The following is an 18,641-nucleotide window of genomic DNA, read 5'->3' as shown; positions in this document are numbered from 1 at the left end:
CGACGAATTGATCTTGGCCCTGGACCTCTACTTTCGGGTGGGGGCTCGGGTCGACATGCGCCATCCCGAGATAATTGCTCTTAGTGGCATACTGCGCAGCTTGCCAATTCACCCGCCTGCTATCAGAAACGAGAACTGCCGTTCCGCAAGTGCTGTGCACCTCAAGCTTCAGAATTTCTTGGCGATTGATCCAGAATACCATGGGAAGGGATTGACCCATGGGGGACGAGCCGAGCGTGATGTGTGAAAGGAGTTTTCCGGAAACAAAGTTCTCTTGGCGAAGCTGGCAAAGATAATTACGGAAACGGCAAATAATCCACCGGAACCGGCTCTGCGTGATGCAATCGTGGAGGAGGAGACGTTCCCGGAAGGACGGATGATTTATCGTTTGCATAAGATGCGAGAACGAAATGTTCGTCTGGTCCGGAAACTGAAGGATAGATGGCTGAGCAAACACGGAACACTGTCTTGTCAGGTATGTGGATTTGATTTCCAAAAGACATATGGAGAACTTGGGCGCGGCTATATTGAATGTCACCACAACATTCCTGTATCTGAACTGTCAGCGGAGAGCCGGACCCGCCTGGGTGACCTTGCTCTCGTATGTCCCAATTGTCACCGGATGCTTCATCGCAAACGCCCATGGATATCGGTAGCTTCGCTTTCTGAAATAGTCGCTCGACAGCGGGGAGGCGGACAATGACTGTTGAGGAGGCCAGGCAACGTATCGTTGAGTTGCTCGGACTTGAGCTGCTCGGACCGGTGGGCGGGGAAACGGAAGAACTGTCAGAGGCCCCGACTTCACGCTATCTGCTTGGCATGCTCGCACCGGTTGGTACCGGCATAGATCCCGAAGAAGATGACGACGTGGAAACCCTCGAAGAGGACGAGGAAACGGGAGAAGCGGAACGAGGCGCACCTCTTGGGCAGTCATTGAACCCTTCGTCCATAGGAATGTCCTTCCTCGTGAGCGAGGAGGTTCAGGGGATACGCGTGAAGGCCCGCTGGGGCAAGTATTCCCGCATCGGGAAGGAGGAAGGGGGAAGCACAACCGGCAAATGGAAGAGAGCCCCGGTGTCCTTCGAAGCCACCATTAATGTATCAACAGCGGGTGGCAGGCATCGCATCGAGTGCCCTGATGAACCAGGGGTGTGCATCGAATGGATAGTCCACGAGCAGAAGGGGTTCCGGGCCGTCAGCGTGTTCCTGGTCAACAGGAAAGAAGTACCCGATACCCGAGGCCGCAAAGACGATTACTGGCTTTTCCAGCCCGTGCTGGAGGTGACGGGTACGGAGGAAGGAAGCCATCCCTTTCTTGCCAGACATCTTGATGTCGGCAGGATGGGTGACGCTGATGCTGCCAGCAACGCATTGCTTTTCAGGAACACCCTGGAGTTCGCGGTCGGGCACGGAGTGGCAGTCGAATGGAACCACGTGGACAGCGGACGGGCAGGACTGCTGCGCACAGCCCTGATACCCTCGGCGGAAGTGCCCAGGGTCGTATCCCTGGAAGCCGGAGGGGACGCCAATCTCTTCATGGAGGATCTGGCAAAGGCCGAAAGCGGCTCCGCGATCAGCGAGATGCTGATGCCGCTTATCGAGGGTTACGAGGAATGGATCGAACAGAATGAAGCCCGTATCGCCGGACTTCCCGGCCATTACCAGGCGACAGGGCGGGAACACCTCAGATCGTGCCGCGAAGCCGTCGAAAGGATGAAGGCCGGCCTGGAACTCATCCGCGAGAACGCCATGGTTCTCGAGGCATTCAAGTTCGCCAACGAAGCCATGTACCTCCAGCGGATCCATTCGACGCGCGCTGTGGCCTCCAGGGAAACGGGTGGGGATCTGCCCGGCCACACGCCCAGACCGGAATGGCGGCCGTTCCAGATGGGATTCATACTTCTGAACATCCGCGGGATCGTCGATCCATCCCACGAGGACCGCCGGATTACTGATCTCTTGTGGTTCCCTACCGGCGGGGGGAAGACGGAGGCCTATCTGGGCCTTGCCGCATTTGTCTTCGCTCTCCGCAGATTGAGAGGGGACGTCGAGGGCATGAGGAGTGATGCAGGCACCGCCGTCCTCATGCGTTACACGCTCCGGTTGCTCACGGTCCAGCAGTTCCAGAGGGCCTCCACGCTTGTCTGCGCCTGCGAAATCATCAGGCGCCGCGACCCGGAGCGCTGGGGGAAGGAACCTTTCCGCATCGGCTTGTGGGTCGGCCGCGGGACCACCCCGAACAGTTTCAAGGATTCCGAGATCGCTTTGTCGGATCTTGCGCGGAACAATGCCGCAACAACCGGGAATCCTGTCCAGCTGGTATCCTGCCCGTGGTGCGGCAACACCATTACCCATCGCAACTTCAGGGCGGATCGTTCCGTGGAAAGGACACTCGTCGGATGCGGCAATCCGGAGTGCGATTTCACATTCCGTAACAGTTCCGGCGAGGGGCTCCCGGTGGTCGTTGTCGACGAGGAAATCTACAGGCTGGTGCCTTCGCTCGTGATAGCCACGGTCGACAAGTTCGCCAGGATGCCATGGAAGGGTGAAACCCAGGCGCTTTTCGGGAACGTCGACAGGTATTGCCCGCGGCACGGATTCCTCAGTCCTGCGGAGCCGCACCCCGGCCAGCACAATGCCGTTCGCGGACTGGAAGCCGTGAAAGTGGAACCCTCGTCGGGATTGCTTCCCCCCGAACTGATAATCCAGGACGAGCTTCACCTGATCTCCGGTCCTCTTGGAACCCTGGTAGGTCTCTATGAGACGGCCGTGGACTGGTTGTGTAGCTGGAGATCGGGAGACCTTGTTGTCCGTCCGAAGGTCGTCGCTTCGACGGCAACCATCCGACGGGCAACAGAGCAGGTCAAGAACCTCTTCAACAGGCAGCTCAGGGTGTTCCCTCCGCCAGGTCTCGACGCGGACGACTCATACTTCTCCAAGGCCCAGCCGCTCGAGAATGCTTCCGGGCGACTCTACCTCGGGATCTTCTCGCCAGGGAAAAGCATGAAGACGGCTCTGGTCCGGGTCTATGCGGTCCTGCTTGCTGCAGCGCGGACGGTCTTCAAGGAGAACCCGGAAGCCAGCGATCCGTACATGACTCTCGTCGGGTATTTCAACAGCCTGCGCGAGCTGGGGGGCGCCCTCCGCCTTGTCGAGGATGACGTCCGATCCCGGCTCAAGTTGCTGAACACATATGGATTCGAGCGCAGGCTGATCTACGAGACCAGGGAACTGACGAGCCGGATCGATTCTTCCGAGATCCCCTTCCTTCTTGGCCGTCTCGAACTGCCATTCCAGCCGGAACGTTCGAGTCCATACCCCATCGATGTGCTCCTGGCGACAAACATGATCTCGGTGGGCGTCGATGTGGACCGGCTGGGACTGATGGTGGTGGCCGGACAGCCGAAGACGACATCCGAATACATCCAGGCCACAAGCCGGGTTGGACGTCGATATCCTGGACTGATCGTCACCGTCTACAAATGGTCCCGTCCGAGAGATATTTCGCACTACGAGAGATTCGGTATCTACCATGCCACCCTCTACAGGCATGTAGAGGCCACAAGTGTAACGCCGTTTTCCTCCAGGGCCAGGGATCGGGGGCTTCACGGGGCGATGGTTGCCATGTGCAGGCTGGGTGTTCCGGGCATGGAACAGGAGGATGGAGCCGGAAGATTGTCGAGGAGTTCACCTGAAGTAGCCGCGATTGTCGAGACCATCTTGTCGAGAGTACGGGATCTCGATCCCGGCCGGTCGGACCTCCAGGAAGCCGTGAGGAGGGAACTCGATGCCATCCTTGACGAGTGGGTCGGGGCAATCGGACGAGGCAACCTCCGGTACTCCTGGGAAAACCCGTACAGGAAACCGCCGGAAGGTTCTGCGATGCTGCTCCAGCCAGCAGGAAGCGAGGGGGATGGCCTCTGGCAGACCCCTACATCGCTGCGTGAGGTGGAACCTGGTGCAGCACTCTACCTTCTGGAGGAGTGACCAGGATGAGCACCATCGGGGATATAAGGCCAAGCCAGATAATAACGACCTTCGGACCGGGCTCCATCGTGGACCTCCGGACACTTTCCGTGATTATCGCGGGACTGGACTACTGGAACCCGCTTGATGAAGAGTTGATAGATGAACCCCGTTTGCTGCGAGCCCTTGGCAAGCATGCATTCTATCGTCCTGCCTCGCGAGTGGACCATCGCGGGCGACCCGTCGGTGGCGTTCCAACGATCATATTTCCGGCCTGGCTGGTTTGTCCGCGTTGCGGACGTCTCGCACCGTGGCAGGAGTTCGTCTGGGAACAGAAAAGACAAAGATTCCTCTGCAAGGAGACGCGTTGTCCTGGAAAAGGGAACGCCGTAGCTTTTCCCTCCCGTTTTATTGTCGCCTGCGCGAATGGCCATCTCGATGATTTCCCGTGGCTGACCTGCGTTCATGGAGGTCAGGCCCAGGACTGCCAGGGCCCCCTGAAACTCGTGGATCGCGGGCTTTCCGGCTCTATTTCCGATCTGCTCGTTGTGTGTGAAGGTTGCGGAGCCAGGCGTCCGATGGGACACGCGTTCGGTGAACAGCGGGCTGCGGCCATCGGACCCTGCACGGCCCGCAGACCATGGCTGGGAACGGATGATGTGGACCCTGATGGATGCGACGCGGAGCCGAGACCGCTTCTCAGAGGAGCAAGCAATGCGTGGTTCCCGGTCCTGCGCAGCGCTCTCTCCATACCACCGTGGGTCAATCCTGTCCAGGAAGCCGTGGGCAAATATGAAAGGCATATGATCAGGCTCGACTCCCTCGAGAAGGTGGAGATGTTCCTTGAGCTGGGGAATTACCCCGAACTGGAGCGATTCACGGCGGAAGAAATCTGGTCTGCCCTCCAGGAGAGGAGGAATCGCACCCTTCGCACGGTGACAGATTTGCTGTGGGAGGAGTGGCTGGCCTTCCGGCAACCTTCGGCGGGTACAGGGAAAACCGAGTTCGAGACGAGGCAGGTGGATCTGCCTCCGGGACTGGAACCGTGGCTTGCGCGCGTCGTCCAGGCAACGCGTCTGCGGGAAGTCCGCGCCATTCTCGGCTTTACCCGCATAGATGCCCTGGGGGAGCCCGGCGACGACAGTGCAGCAGAGATCAAGATAGCTCCACTGAGCCGCAGACCCATGGACTGGCTTCCTGCAGTGGAGACCAAGGGCGAAGGGATTTTCATCGAGTTCCACGAGGACGCCCTGAGGACCTGGGAGAACCGTGATGACGTGAAAACGCTTTCTGGGAATCTCTCACGCATATACGCCTTGTGGCGCAAGGAGCGGGGACTACCTGATGCGGCGTTCCCGGGAATACGGTACGTTCTTCTGCATTCCATAGCCCACATGCTCATCAGGCAGCTGTCGCTCGACTGCGGCTATTCCGCGAGCTCCATCCGGGAACGGATATATTGTTCATCGAACCCCGACAAACCCATGGCTGGTATTCTTCTGTATACAGCGGTGGCGGATTCGGAAGGCAGCCTTGGTGGTCTGGTGGAACTGGGGGAGCCGGATCGTTTTGGCCCGCTTATGCGGGCGGCTCTCAGGGGTGCAACGGTATGCTCCTCGGATCCGCTCTGCGCGGAACACCGGGCAGAAGAGCACGGGATCCTGAACGGGGCAGCCTGCCACGCCTGCCTGATGGTGTCGGAAACGTCGTGTGAGCGCGGGAACAGATTGCTCGACCGCAATCTGGTGGTCCCGACATTCGCGGGTTCCTCGCTTGCCTTCTTTCCGGAATCCCTGTGTGGAAGTCCTGACGGAGGGCCTGATTCATGAGTTCCCCGGGAATCAACGGCCTCCGGCATTTGCTCGCCGAGTTCTGGTCGACGGATAAGGGCCTCATCGACAAGATCGCCTCCGCACTCGGTGACGGTACGCTCGAACCAGGAACAAGTCCTCTTGTCCTGCGACGCATTGCCGACTCGAACGCCATGCTCGAGAACAGGCTTGCCCTTCTTCTGGAGGAATGGAGCAAGGCCGGCGGGCAGGAGGTCATCCCGGGGACATGTCTCGCCCTCTGTCTTTTCGCCGTTGCCGAAGGTGCCCGCCTTGCGAAACGCAAAGTGCCGAGCGTCGAAATGGTCTGGACAGGTCCTGTAGTGCCGGGTTCAAGGGCACGTTCCACAGCGGAGGTCATCCGGGGGATCATCGACCGGACGCGCGACCATCTCCTGGTAGTTGGCTATGCGCTTACAGCGAAAGACTTGGTCAGGCGGTTCTCCGAGGCCGCGGAGAGAGGTGTCAGGGTCACCATGGTTCTGCATGATGATCCCGCCAACGCGAAGCTGATGCGGGAGACCTGGCCGGCGGACGCCCCGGCTCCGAGGCTGCTCACCTGGCCGACCGGGGATCAGCATCCGATGGCCAAGCTGCACATCAAACTCGTCGCTTCCGATGGCCAGGCCATGCTTCTTACCTCGGCCAATCTGACCTGGCTGGGACTCTCGGAGAACATGGAGATGGGCGTCATGGTTGACGGGGAAGTCGTAGGCGAGTTCGTTCGCCATTTTGATGCTCTCGAGAAGGCAGGGATAATCGTGGAGATCGATGAATGACAGTCATCTGGTCATGAGGGCTCTGATGCCGGGAAAACAAGGATGAAACAGGGAACAAGAAAAAGCGGTTCGGCGAAGATGCGTCCCAGGGCCCGATTGATCGGGCTGATCGGGGACGAACTCATCAGCGACGAACCCGTCGCTCTCGTCGAACTTGTGAAGAACGCGTACGATGCCGACGCGACCCGTGTCGAGGTGCGTTTCGAGGGAAGCGACCCCGAGCGACCCGAGAGGATCGTGGTCGTAGACAACGGGACAGGGATGGATCTGGACACGGTTCTTACGGCGTGGTTCGAACCCGGAACAGTGGTAAAGCGGAAACAGGAAAGGTCACCGGGAGGACGACTCTATCAGGGCGCCAAAGGTATCGGGCGTTTCGCCGCAGCCCGGCTGGCAGAATCCCTGATGCTCGAGAGCAAGACGGAAGGCGCCGACGAGGGTGTTTTCGTCCTGCTCGAGTGGGGGCGGTTCGATGACGAGAGCTACCTCGATGAGATTACCATCGATTACGAACTGCATCCGCTTCCCGATCTGGAACGGGGAACCCGCCTGACCCTCGAAAAACTGCGGAAGGTCTGGGAAAAGGAGGATTACGAGGAGCTGCATGCCAGACTCTCCCGGCTCATTTCGCCATTCAACGATGTAACCGATTTCAACATTTTCCTGGACATCCCGGCACATCCCGAGTTCTCCGGTGAAGTCCAGCCTCCCGAGCTCATCCTGAAACCCAGGTACCTTCTCAAAGGAACGGTCGACGAGAAGGGCTTCTTCACGGGCGAGCTGCAGGTCGACGGCAAGCGGCACAGGAAGTTCCCGGGGCACAAGCTTGGCGAGAGGGATTCGGAACCGGTATGCGGTCCCTTCGAGGTCGAGATAAGGGCCTGGGACCGCGACCGGGAAGGCCTCGAGCCCATAAGCGAGCGGCTGGGCATGGGGATACGGGAGATCCGGCGTACGCTGGATACGTACTGCGGCGTGAGCATCTACCGCGACGGGTTCCGGGTCTATCCGTACGGGCAGAAAGGAAACGACTGGCTCAACCTGGATATCCGCAGCCGGCTGAACCCCGTCAAGAACCTTGCCAACAACCAGGTCATCGCCGCCGTGCGGATCTCCCGCGAGCACAACCCGGAACTGCGCGACAGGAGCACGCGCGAAGGGATGGTAATGAACACCGCCCACGCGGCCCTGGAGGAATGGTTCAAGGAAGTACTGTCCCTGCTGGAAGAGGAACGATATCGCCTGCGGCCGAGGAAAGAACGGATCGAGCGCACCGATCCCCTGTTCGAGGCCTTCGAGCTCAGGGAGACGGTCCAGCGCGCACGGAGCGAGCTCGGGAAGGACCACCCGGTAACTCGCCTGATCACGGAAGCCGAGCAACAGATCAAGGCAGGCGTCGAGAGGGTCCAGGAAGTCTACTCACGCCTGTTGATGTCTGCCGGTCTGGGTCACATGGTCGATATCGTGATCCACGAAATCGGGGCTCCGCTCGGGAAAATCAACAGGCAGCTTGCAGTGCTGGAAAAGGACCTGGAGAGGCTGCTCGACAATGAGGGCAGGAAGAAAATCACCCCCCGGCTCGAATCCATCAAAGGATGGCTGGAACAGATCCACAATCTCCGCCAGCGGCTGGAACCGCAAACGCCCGCCAAACGGGGACGCGCAACGACATTCAACGTGCGGGACGAGATAGAAGACAACTTCCGCCTTTACGAAGCTCTCCTCCAGAAACAGGGGATCAGGTACGAGATCATCGCCCCGCGAACGCCCGTCCGCGTCAAGATGTCACGCGCATGCCTCGGCCAGATCGTGGCCAACATGATCGACAACAGCATTTTCTGGCTCGTACGCGACAAAGGGGCCGGCCGCGGGGGGCATATCCAGGCCAGGCTGGAAACACTGGAGCATGGATTCCGGCTGCTGTTCTCGGACGACGGTCCGGGAGTGCCGGAGGAGGACCGCTCGAGGATTTTCGAACCGTACTTCAGCAGGAAACCGAACGGCATGGGGCTCGGCTTGTACATTGCCAGACTGGTTATCGAACCCTACGGGAAACTGGTGTACCGCGATGACTGCGGCCTCCCGGGGGCATGCTTCGAGGCAACATTCGAGCGGAGGGTCGGACGATGACGGATCACTGTATAACCCTCCACATCCTTCTCGTGGAAGATGACAAGGAGAACCTCGATCTCCTGCTGGAGACTCTGCCTGATTCCCTTGGCGAATATGGCCTCGAATGGGAACCTTGCAGCGACTTTGCCGAAGCGATGAAGCGTGTCGAGACGCGCCGGTACGATATGATCGTCACCGACATCTACAGGGACAGGCCCGGACACAAGAAGGGAATCGAAATAGAGGATGAAAAAGCGGGGGATATCATCTCCGGCATTCGCAGCAAACGGTTTTGTCCAATCGTAGCCTTTACCGATGGCTCCGCACCGCAGTCGTTCAAGGAAGGCCCGTTCGTCAAACTCGCGGACAAGAGCAGGGGTAACAAAGACATCGTTGCAAAGCTGGAGGAGCTATTGACCACTGGTATCCCTGGGATTGCCAGGAGGCTGCATGATGATCTTGATCGTGCAAGCGGGTCCTATCTCTGGGATTTCCTCGAAGGAAACTGGGACCGTTTGATCGGGAATGGTCTTGCCGAACCTTCTGTGCTGGAGCGGCTGGTCAGGCGACGTGCGGCCATGCAGATCGGACGGCTGGATCCAGTAGCTGATGACCCGGCGGAGGTCGAAACCGTCGAGGGCGTGGAATACTACATCCATCCACCGGTGTCGGACGAACTGCGGCTCGGCGAGATCCTGAGGCACAAGGGCGATGGATCGTTCCGGGTAGTTCTCACACCGCATTGTCATCTGGCGATCCAGCCGGGAAAGGAGGAGCCCCGTGCCGAATACATTCTGACCGTGAAAACCGTGCCAGCAAAAGAGTTGTTGAAAACATACCCTCCCCAGGGAAGCTCGGAGGAGAAGAAACTGAAATCCCTGGGAAGGATGATGCAATCCCCCGTGCGTGACAACAGATTGCAGCCCGAGGGGCGCTACTGGTTCCTTCCGGGATTCCTTGACATGCCCGATCTGTATTGCGACTTCCTTCAGCTTGAAAGCGTACCGTACAAGGATGCGCTTGATCGGCATGAGCGCTTCGCCGTACTGGACACTCCTTTCGCTGAGGCCTTCCAGTCCTGTTTCACAAGGTTCTACTCGGCAGTGGGACTGCCGGGGCTCGATCCAGCGAGGATGAAACACCTCATCGAGGAATGAGCATCTATCCCGCCCTTGCTACTTGACCGCTTCTTCTACGAGGCGTCTTTCTTCTGCATCAAGATCGAACAAATCAAACACGAGGCCGTTCAGCTCTGCTTCGAGGTGACTTTTATTTGCTGAGTGACAATGATTTCTGGATAACTCCTCAGAAATCTGCTCGAGTTTCCTCCGCAATTTAACCGATGGTGTAGGGATCGGGGTCTTCTCGAGGAATTGAGTCTTCAGACGCAAAAATCCTCCACGCAGAACAGTACATATTCCGCTCCAGAAGAACCAAATCAACTTTGCATTGAGCAATGCCAAGAGATAATAATCTTTTACCGGGATAGCGAAGGCCGTTGCATTCAGATAAGAGCCTGTGTCATCAATAGAGAAAGCACCGCGATCAGCTATTTCGATGTAGACGATTTTCGGGTTCTCGAAGGCCGGCACGTAAGCCCTTTGCGGCTGCTGAAGCTCGTACCAGGCATGAGCGTGGGATGTGGCACGAGCTTCGAGTCGTTTCCGGAATGGACGGAGGTACTCCAGGATAGCCGGGTATCGGTCTATCTCGATGCCGTGCCAGGTATAGATGAGCCACAGGTCCCGCGGTTCCGCCCTCCAGGGTTTCAGGTCCTTCCCTTCCAGGAACGGTTTCAGGATCTCCTCGCTTTTGGGGTCCTCGGCGATCAGGCGATCCCTGGTTGCCCTGTCCACCACGAATGCCTCGTTGAGGCCGGTCTTGATTCCGTAAAGTGGTGAGCCACAGTACTCCTTGAGAGGAATGCCGGCGCTGAGGATCTTCTCCCGCAGCCGCGCGATGCGCCTGTCCTCGAACCGCCAGGCCGCCGGATCGAGTTCCTTCTGCGGGACGAGGATGCCGACGGACTTGAGACGGCCGGAGAGGTCCGTGTCCTCGAGGGATTCCGCCTCGGCGGCGAGGATCTTGTGGTCGGATGCCGGCTCCCTTTTCTCCACAATGATGATCGCCGGGTACGTGGTCACTCCCCTGAAGACCTGCAGGTCGCCGAAATCGAGGAACTCCCGGCCAGCGGCCTTTTCCTGGAGGTACTCGCGCAAGGCTTTCCCGGATCCGGTCTTGAGCCATGTGTTCGACGAGATGAATCCCATGATTCCGCCTTCGCGCAGCAGCGTGCCGATCGCCCGTTCGTAGAAGTAGATGAAGAGATCGGCCCTGTCCGTGTGGCAGCGGTAATGCGTCTTGAGGTAGTGCTTGTACGGCTTGAGAAACTCCATCCGCACGTAGGGCGGATTGCCGAACACGGCATCGAATCCACCACATTCCCCGGTGAAGACGTCGGGGAACTCGAGCTCCCAGTGGAAGAATCTCTCCGCTATGGAGACCGCGGTCGCCGTGTTCCGCCAACGGCGATGCTTCTCGTCCAGAAGCGCCTTCTCGTCCTGGAACATGCACCAGCGGTACACTTCCCAGTCGTGCGGGGTGGGTACATCCACGACGGTGGTGTTGCCGTCCACGGGCCAGAACCAGAGGGCGCACCAGCCGTCGAACATTCTGCGCAGCCCCTGGAAGCCGGCATCGCGTTCCAGGGCCCGGTACCGCTCCTCCTTCGCATCCTGGTCGCGGACCGGCATCCTTTCGATCTCGTCGAGGATCCGGGAGGCGTGGGCGGTGACCGTCTCCATGTGTGGCGGCTCGCCGAACGGAAGGGGCCGGACCCCGGCCTTCTTCTCCCTTGCCTCCTTGATGATGAACCTGTGGAGAGCATTGAGCGCCTTCCTGGCATCCCTCGGGGCATTGTCCCGCTTCCAGCATGACCACTGGTCCCTCGCGGGGGCGTCGATATTGCCTGCGGGATATCTCTCATGTTCCAGCCGACCGGTACCGATGAGGGAATTCCCGCACTTGAGGCGGTGGTCCAGGAACGTGAACGGTTCGTTCTTCGAGAGTGTCGCCAGCCAGAGACTGACCTTCGCGAGCTCCACCGCAAGCGGGTTGATGTCCACGCCGTAGATGCACCTGTTGACGACCAGTCGCAGTGCGAGAGCCATCCGGTCATCCCTGTCCTCCGGGACCAGCTGTTCCTCGGGATGCCCTCTGGAGACCTCGCCTGTCACGGTGAGGCGTACATCAGGCTTGCCGGATTCGATCAGCTCCCAGCTCTCGACCAGTTTCTCGGCAAGGTAGCGACATGCCTGGACCAGGAACGCGCCTGATCCCATGGCCGGATCACACACATTGAGGGCGAGAATCTCCTCGGGTTTCCGCACACGGCGCGCTTCCCCATCGCCGTCATGCACGAGGGGTTCCAGCGTCCGCTCTATGATGAAGCGTGTGACCCACGCTGGCGTGTAGTACGTCCCTTGCCGTTTCCGGAATCCTCCCTGGCCGATGACATAGAGGGAGCCGGGTTCGATGATCCCTGGCCGTGCAAGAAAAGGCGCTACCTTCCGGACCCTTTCCGGGACAGGCTCGTCCCCGGAATCTTCCTCGTCGTCGACCTCAGGCGGAGGACTGTCGGTCTCGTCAGGCGGCCGCTGGTTTGCCAGTGCCCGGCGGATTGCAGCCGGCGTCTTTCCGGTTACCCCTTTCAGCCAAGCAATGAGGGCGTCACCCTCCAGGTCATCAATCTCGACAAGCGGTCGTATTGGCTGGCCCGGGGCATCGAAGACCACGCGCCAGCCGTCGTCACGTTCCCGGAGTTCCTCCCTGCCTTGCCAGAACCATTCCGGTTCCTGGCCCGCCCTCACAACCGTGGATTCGATCAGGCCTTCGTAGACATGCCCGATCTGTTCCACGTCGAGGGTCCTGTACGAGACCCGTTGCGGGATGCCCCGCCGCCCTCCGACCCGCGCGATTCGCAGTGCCTTCAGCAGTTGCCAGACCGTCTCGTTGGTGATCCTGGGAGGTTCCAGTATGTCCCCATCCTGCCAGGTGCTTCCCGGGCGTCTTCCTTCGAGAAACGGGAAGGCGTCGGGGTCGAACAGATGGCCGCCATAGGCGCGAAGATTGAGGTCGGGATCGTCGCAGCCGGCATGGATTATCCGGAACAAGGCCAGCAACCTGTCCCAGGCATCGAAACGCTGCCGCATCCCTTCCCGGTCGATCCGACGCTGGGCGGACAGTTCCTTCCAGAGGTGCACCACACCGTACGACTGGTCATAGAAGGGGTTGCCGTGGGGCAGGAGACGGTTCTCCTCCGCATACAGGAGGAAGACAAGGCGCATCATCAGGGTAAGGGAAGCCTCGAAAACGGTGGCCTCTGGTATTCCATCAAGCAATCGTCCCCCTGTTTCCCTGTCGGCGACGTCGAGAGCCCTGACGAACAGTTCAACCGCCTGGCCGACCTGCTCACCCAGCTGGTCGGTCACGTCGGCCTGGCGGTCCTGGCTCTCCCGGATAATCGCGAGCAGGCTCCTGTCCTCGGATTCGGTGAACCAGCGCCGGGCATCCAGCAGGCAGACAAAGGCATCAAGCGTCGGCAGACGATCAAGCCACGAGCGGGCGTCCCAGGTGACCGTGGCCATGGCCGCTCCCCGCGGAGCGTACACGAGCCTCCAGTCGTCACCGTTCGTCAGCAGCCCTATGGGAACATCGGTCTCCACCAGGAGACGGGAGAATTTCGTTGTGGGCGAGGCCCGCCAGCGACCGGTCTCGCTTTCAACCTTGTCGAGGTTCATTCCCCTGGGATAGACCGAGAAGAGCATCAGGGGGGAATCATCCAGGTCGACAAGCACGCGCTCCGGTGCCAACGTCTGGCCGAGCTCCGGGAGGACGACAACAAATCGCTCGCCCATCCGGGGACCTGTCCGCCAACGCGGTTCCTGCAACTCGAGGAGCTGCCCAAGGACAAATTCGATCCACTCGCGGTGGACGTCCGTGGGGATCATCCCGGGCCTCAGATTGTAGCGGTCCCATGCCTTGCGTAGCGATTTCAGCTTCGCTGGTTCCAGCCGGGGGAGTTCCCCGATCTTCTCCTCCAGGACCGGTTCGCTGAACATGAGCCCCGACATCTCCACCAGGGCCAGCCATTCGCTGTGTCGGCCCGCCGATGCCTGCCTGACGGATCCTCTGTGCCTCCTCATGTCTGCCGCACCTCCTTCTCGGGGAGAACATAAAGGAGTGCGACCGGAATGACGCGGCTGCTCCGGACCCGGTAACGGGCCTCGACGGCAGCCGGTTCGGAATCCCTGCCGGCCAGCAAGCGTTCAAGCCTCGCTTCGAGCCATTGCAGATCCTCTTCGAGTTGGGCTTTCTCCTGTCTGTCGAAATCGCCCACGTCGAACAGCTTCAGCTGTACGAACCCGTCGTCTGTTCCGGTGCCGAGCTTGTCGAGCCGGCGTCCCAGCTGCCGCAGCCGCGCTCTGACCTCGCGAATCCTTTCGTTGATCAGGCGCCGGACAAGCTTCGCCTCCTCCTTGTCCCGGTTACGAAGTTCGACGACGAGGCGACGGTGTTCCGCTTCGCGCAGTTCCCTGAACCAGCGCTGGAGCACGGGTACGTGCGAAGGGAAAAGCCGGCTGATCCGTTCCCGCAATGCATCCGGAGGAGCGGCATCAAGAGAGGGCAACCGGAGGATGGACGAGATGCGATCATCCGGGAAACGCTCCAGTTCCCCGGTCCACGTCATTCCACCTCCGACCGGCAGGATCACGTCGTGAAGTCTCCTGGCGTTCGCACCAGAGATGACCAGCCTCGCGAATGCCACAAGGACGGGAGTATCAAGGGCGTCCGAAGAGACCACCTTGCAGGAAACCCTGTGGAGACGCGGACCGGTCGTCGGGTCCATGGAGGCAGTCACGTTCCATAGCTGCCCCCGTAGCGTCATGAGTGCCCGGCGCATCAGGGGGTGCTCGAGATGCACTACCGTGGTCCTTCCCTGGTCGTCGAGTTCCGCGGTCTCGTGGTCGAAAACGAGCAGGCGCCGGCGACCGTTGTTGTCCTCTAATGAGTTCGACAGCTCCCTCCAGGCCGCCGGCAACTCGACGAGCCGCCACGCCCTGCCGGCGAAAAGCCCCTTTTCCACCGGTACGAGGGGACGTGCTCCGGAGAGCAGGAGTGCCTGGTCCAGGACACTCCGCAGCGATTCAGGGTTCACCCGGAGACGCTCGCGTGAGCTGACCACCCTGTCATGGATCTCGCGGATGCGTTCCCTCGTAATAATCTCGGCTGCAAGTTCCGTCTCGACGGTCCTGGAGTGGGCGTGATCCTCCGGACGCCGTCCAATCAGGTCCTTCGCCGGCGCCCTGCTGATACCAAGCAGTGTCTCCTCGACCTGGCGGGCAATGACATCGCCCACGCTGCCGAGATCCGCCCTGATCTGTTGCACCTTCTCGACCACAACCTCGAGGAACTGGCTGTCCGCATGATCCACCCATGAGAAGTGGTGTATGAACACTTCCCTGGCCCTCTGACCATGACGGTCCACCCGGCCGTTCCGCTGTTCCATGCGTATCGGATTCCAGGGGATCTCGTAGTGGATCAGACAGTTGCAATGGTTCTGGAGGTTCAGACCTTCCGAGGCGGCATCGGTGGCCACCAGGATCCTGACGGGATTCTCGTCGGGATGCTGCTGGAATGCCTGCTTTACGGCCTCCCGCTTGTCGTCCGCCATGCCGCCATACAACACCAGGACGCGATCCTTGTACCGATCCCCGGAAAGCAGCAGCTGGAGGTACTCGAGGGTGTCCTTGAATTCCGTGAAAATGATGAGCCTGCGGTTATTCCATCGGCCATGCGGACACAGATTGTCTTCTATCCAGGCGAGCAGCTTCTTCGCCTTTCCGTCCGGAGTGTAGGGTGAATCCAGTGCAAGCTCGCGCATCCTTTCGAGCAAGCGCCTCTCCTCCTCGGTGAGGGGGCGAAAGAGCCGAGGGGCCTGTTCCTGGACGGCGGTTTCGTTCTCCTCCTTGTCTCTGTCGTCGTCGATATCCTCCTGCAGGCGGTCGACCAGTCTCTTCATCATCCGGAAGTCGTCGCTGGCCTGGTCAGTCGTGGCCTGTCCCACGATCCTTGAATGCACCTCTATGCTTCTGGCAAAGGCAAGCGGAGAAGACAAGAGGCGCTTCTTCAACAGCGTAAGGGCGAAACGGGCAGCGAACTCCTCCTTGTGGCCCGCTCCCTTCAGCCTGGAGCGCGTGTAACGATCCAGGAGATCGTGGAGCTCCCGCTCCTTCGTACCCATGACAACTTCAAGGGGAACGACGCGCCTTTCCGGGAATCGTTGTTCCCCGAGAGCGGCGTTGATGTCCGATTTCAGACGCCTCACCATCACGGCCCGGACCTGCTCGGGAGAGGGAGGGATTGTTCTGGCGAAGCGAAGTGGATCCAGCAGTTCGAGCAATGCGGCAAAAGACTCGGTGAATCCATTGTGAGGCGTGGCTGTGAGGAAAAGGCGATGCTCGAAATAGGGTGCAACCCGGCGCACCATCCTTGTGCGGTCGGAATCCTCCACATACTTTCTGCGTCCCGATGGTGCGACGTTGTGGGCCTCGTCGATGATCAGGACATCCCACATCCTGATGCCTCGAGAGGGGCCAATCGCTCTCACGCACTCCTCGAACTGCCGCAGGGGTATGTCCCGCTTGATATAATCTATGCTGGCAATAAGCCGGGGATAGGAGGCCCACGGGTTCACATCTATCCCGTGCTCCCGGCGAAGATTGAGAAGGTACTTGCGGTCCACGATCTCGAAGTGCAGGCCGAACTTCTCCGCCATCTCGTCCTGCCATTGTTTCTGGAGGCTTGCAGGGCAAAGGATCAGTATCTGCCTTGCCCTCCTTCGCGAGATCATCTCCTGGAGTACCAGACCGGCTTCCACCGTTTTCCCGAGCCCCACATCATCAGCAATCAGAAGAGTGACGCGTGGCATCTCGAGGGCACGGACAACCGGCTCCAGCTGGTAACTCTCGAGCTTGACGGCTCCCCTGAACGGCGCGTGGAGCGAAGGGCCTTCCACGACTGATGTGCCTGCCCACTCGACTGCCCTGAGAAAGGCCTCGAAGCGGGCTGGCGGATCGAACTGATCTGGATAAGGAAGGGTATCAGCCTCGAGGACGACAGGCGCGGCTTCCCGCTCCCACACCACGTCGAGCTTCTCCCCGTAGGTGCCTTCGTCAATCGGTTCCAGCGTCACCCTGTGCAGGGTCCTGCCGGGAGTCGGCAGCGAAATCTTCAGGACCTCCTCGACAACAAAGTTCCTGCGGCGCACCCGGACAATCTGGCCTTCCTCGGGAAGAACGAGCCTGTTCATGAGTCATCTCCAGCTTTGTTCTCCAACTGGGAAGCAGCGGGTAGAGACCGACCGGTGTCGCGCTTCTTCACAAACCAGTCCGATGGCAGAGTCCACGGTTTCACGTACGCTCCTTCCCGCCGCCCAGCCGTTCCTTGTATGCGGCCAGGATTCTCTGTACACACGCTTCAGGATCGTTCTCTACCTGGTGCTCCCAGATGCGGATTACCTTCCAGCCCATGCGCCGGAGCTTCCTGAAGTTGCGTTGATCCCGCTCGCGATTGGCAGCAATCTTCTCCTTCCACTTCGGGGACAACTTGCCCTCCCACAGCGGGAAACGCCATCCGTGCCAGAAGTCCCCGTCGATGAATACAGCCAACTCCACGTTCCGGAAGACGATATCAGGCCGGCCAGGCAAATCCCGACAATGGCTTTCGAATTCGGCACCTTTGTCACGGAGCGCTTCCATAATGATCATTTCCGGGCCCGTATTCGTGCCTCGGATTCTGGACATCAAGGCGCTCCGCTTCTCAGGGCTCATGATATCGCCGCGGTGGCCACCTTCGATGGGAGCATTCCTGGGCGCCCAGGAACGATGGCCGGCTTTCCTTTTCCGTCCTTTCTTCTTCTTGCTCATTTTGATTTCCGATTGCGATGCCGGGTGGGAGGTACCTGCTGTTTCTGTTCGTTCACCCACTCGCGGATGTCCTCCTCCAGGAAACGCCAGCTTCCGGCGACCTTGAACCCGGGCAGCTTGCCGGCCTGGACAAGGCGGTAGACCGTCCTGGGGTTGACATTGAGGAACTCGGCAACCTGCTGAATCGTCCAGGCTTGTTTGTTCATCGCATGCTCCATCTCCCGACTCTGCATGAGGGGCAGGCCTCTTTATGGTCCCCTACCGGGAAACGCCCTTGACAAGATAATACACGCCAGTACAATATTGTCAAGTATTGGCAAGGTAGGTACGCCCCTCAGCCACTTGGAAGGGAGCCTGCAATGAGATGGCCTCTTCGAATGGGAGAACGATGGCATCTTGCGATAGCCTTGCGACACGGCCTGCGAGATCCGGGTTCAGGCCGGGAAGACAGGATGCGCCTTGAGGGAACGACATGAATGGAGGTGAAACAATGCCAAAACGTAAGACTTACCATGTGACTCCTCGGACCGACGGCGGCTGGAGCGTCAAAGAAGAAAATGCGTCAAGGGCGTCCAGCAGCCACGATACGAAGGCCGAGGCCATAGCCCGTGCCAAGGAATTGGCGAAGAAGCAGGCGCTTGGACAGGTGATCATTCACAAGCAGGACGGTACGATCCAGACGGAACACACATACGGCAAGGATCCGTATCCGCCCAAAGGGTAACAGGACGTTCCGGATGAGCTTCCGCTTCTGGAGACGAATCAGGATCGCACCGGGCGTGACCCTGAACCTGAGTAAGTCGGGCGGCTCTCTCTCGTTCGGGCCACGCGGAGCGAAGTTCACCATCGGTCCGAGGGGCAAGCGGGCCACGGTGGGCATTCCGGGAACAGGTCTTTTCTACACGACCACGCTTCCGAGCGGGAGGTCAGGTGGCAGGAGAAGCGCGTCCTACTCAACTCCGGCCGTC

The 18,641-nt window shown here is 59.7% G+C and carries 12 protein-coding genes; 8 read left to right on the top strand and 4 right to left on the bottom strand.

All coding sequences use genetic code 11. The annotated features are described in order from the left end of the window. The first annotated feature begins 376 nt into the window (after positions 1 to 376). The 6 genes from HCU62_RS12935 to HCU62_RS11315 are packed head-to-tail and all read left to right on the top strand — an operon-like array spanning position 377 to position 9,843. Complete coding sequence (locus HCU62_RS12935; RefSeq protein ID WP_374001928.1) at positions 377 to 703, top strand: HNH endonuclease; 327 nt, start codon at positions 377 to 379, stop codon at positions 701 to 703. After that, entirely contained in the window at positions 700 to 3,987 is a 3,288-nt protein-coding gene (gene drmA, locus HCU62_RS11335; RefSeq protein ID WP_163297705.1) for a DISARM system helicase DrmA, read from the top strand. The genes HCU62_RS12935 and drmA overlap by 4 nt, the downstream gene beginning before the upstream one ends. 5 nt (positions 3,988 to 3,992) lie before the next feature. Continuing rightward, positions 3,993 to 5,795 carry a DUF1998 domain-containing protein gene (drmB, locus tag HCU62_RS11685; RefSeq protein WP_220096252.1) on the top strand — a complete coding sequence of 601 codons (1,803 nt, stop codon included), beginning with the start codon at positions 3,993 to 3,995 and terminating at the stop codon, positions 5,793 to 5,795. Next, positions 5,792 to 6,574 (top strand): DISARM system phospholipase D-like protein DrmC, encoded by a 783-nt coding sequence (gene drmC / locus HCU62_RS11325; protein ID WP_163297703.1) that lies wholly within the window; start codon positions 5,792 to 5,794, stop codon positions 6,572 to 6,574. The genes drmB and drmC overlap by 4 nt, the downstream gene beginning before the upstream one ends. Positions 6,575 to 6,616: 42 nt before the next feature. Further along, a complete protein-coding gene (locus HCU62_RS11320) occupies positions 6,617 to 8,704 on the top strand; it encodes a sensor histidine kinase (protein ID WP_163297702.1) in 2,088 nt (695 codons plus the stop codon). After that, a complete protein-coding gene (locus tag HCU62_RS11315) occupies positions 8,701 to 9,843 on the top strand; it encodes a response regulator (protein ID WP_163297701.1) in 1,143 nt (380 codons plus the stop codon). The genes HCU62_RS11320 and HCU62_RS11315 overlap by 4 nt, the downstream gene beginning before the upstream one ends. Before the next feature lie 18 nt (positions 9,844 to 9,861). Here the strand turns inward: HCU62_RS11315 and HCU62_RS11310 are convergent, their stop codons facing one another. The 4 genes from HCU62_RS11310 to HCU62_RS11295 all read right to left on the bottom strand — a co-directional run bounded on the left by HCU62_RS11310 (position 9,862) and on the right by HCU62_RS11295 (position 17,906). Then, a complete protein-coding gene (locus HCU62_RS11310; RefSeq protein WP_163297700.1) occupies positions 9,862 to 13,890 on the bottom strand; it encodes an Eco57I restriction-modification methylase domain-containing protein in 4,029 nt (1,342 codons plus the stop codon). Beyond that, positions 13,887 to 17,057: a DISARM system SNF2-like helicase DrmD gene (gene drmD, locus HCU62_RS11305; RefSeq protein WP_163297699.1), complete on the bottom strand. Its 3,171-nt coding sequence runs from the start codon at positions 17,055 to 17,057 to the stop codon at positions 13,887 to 13,889. Before drmD ends, HCU62_RS11310 begins: the two co-directional genes overlap by 4 nt. 100 nt (positions 17,058 to 17,157) lie before the next feature. Then, positions 17,158 to 17,673 (bottom strand): very short patch repair endonuclease, encoded by a 516-nt coding sequence (locus tag HCU62_RS11300; RefSeq protein WP_163297698.1) that lies wholly within the window; start codon positions 17,671 to 17,673, stop codon positions 17,158 to 17,160. After that, a complete protein-coding gene (locus tag HCU62_RS11295) occupies positions 17,670 to 17,906 on the bottom strand; it encodes a helix-turn-helix domain-containing protein (RefSeq protein ID WP_258539228.1) in 237 nt (78 codons plus the stop codon). Before HCU62_RS11295 ends, HCU62_RS11300 begins: the two co-directional genes overlap by 4 nt. 257 nt (positions 17,907 to 18,163) lie before the next feature. Between HCU62_RS11295 and HCU62_RS11290 the strand changes: the two genes are divergently transcribed. Further along, complete coding sequence (locus HCU62_RS11290; protein ID WP_163297697.1) at positions 18,164 to 18,397, top strand: DUF2188 domain-containing protein; 234 nt, start codon at positions 18,164 to 18,166, stop codon at positions 18,395 to 18,397. A gap of 13 nt (positions 18,398 to 18,410) precedes the next feature. Then, positions 18,411 to 18,641 (top strand): DUF4236 domain-containing protein (locus tag HCU62_RS11285; RefSeq protein WP_169755654.1); only part of this gene is annotated, 231 nt, incomplete at its 3' end.

This window comes from Dissulfurirhabdus thermomarina (assembly GCF_012979235.1).
GTDB classification, from domain to species: Bacteria; Desulfobacterota; Dissulfuribacteria; order Dissulfuribacterales; family Dissulfurirhabdaceae; genus Dissulfurirhabdus; species Dissulfurirhabdus thermomarina.
Note: the sequence above shows the minus strand (reverse complement) of the source record. Positions and strands in the feature narration are given on the sequence as shown.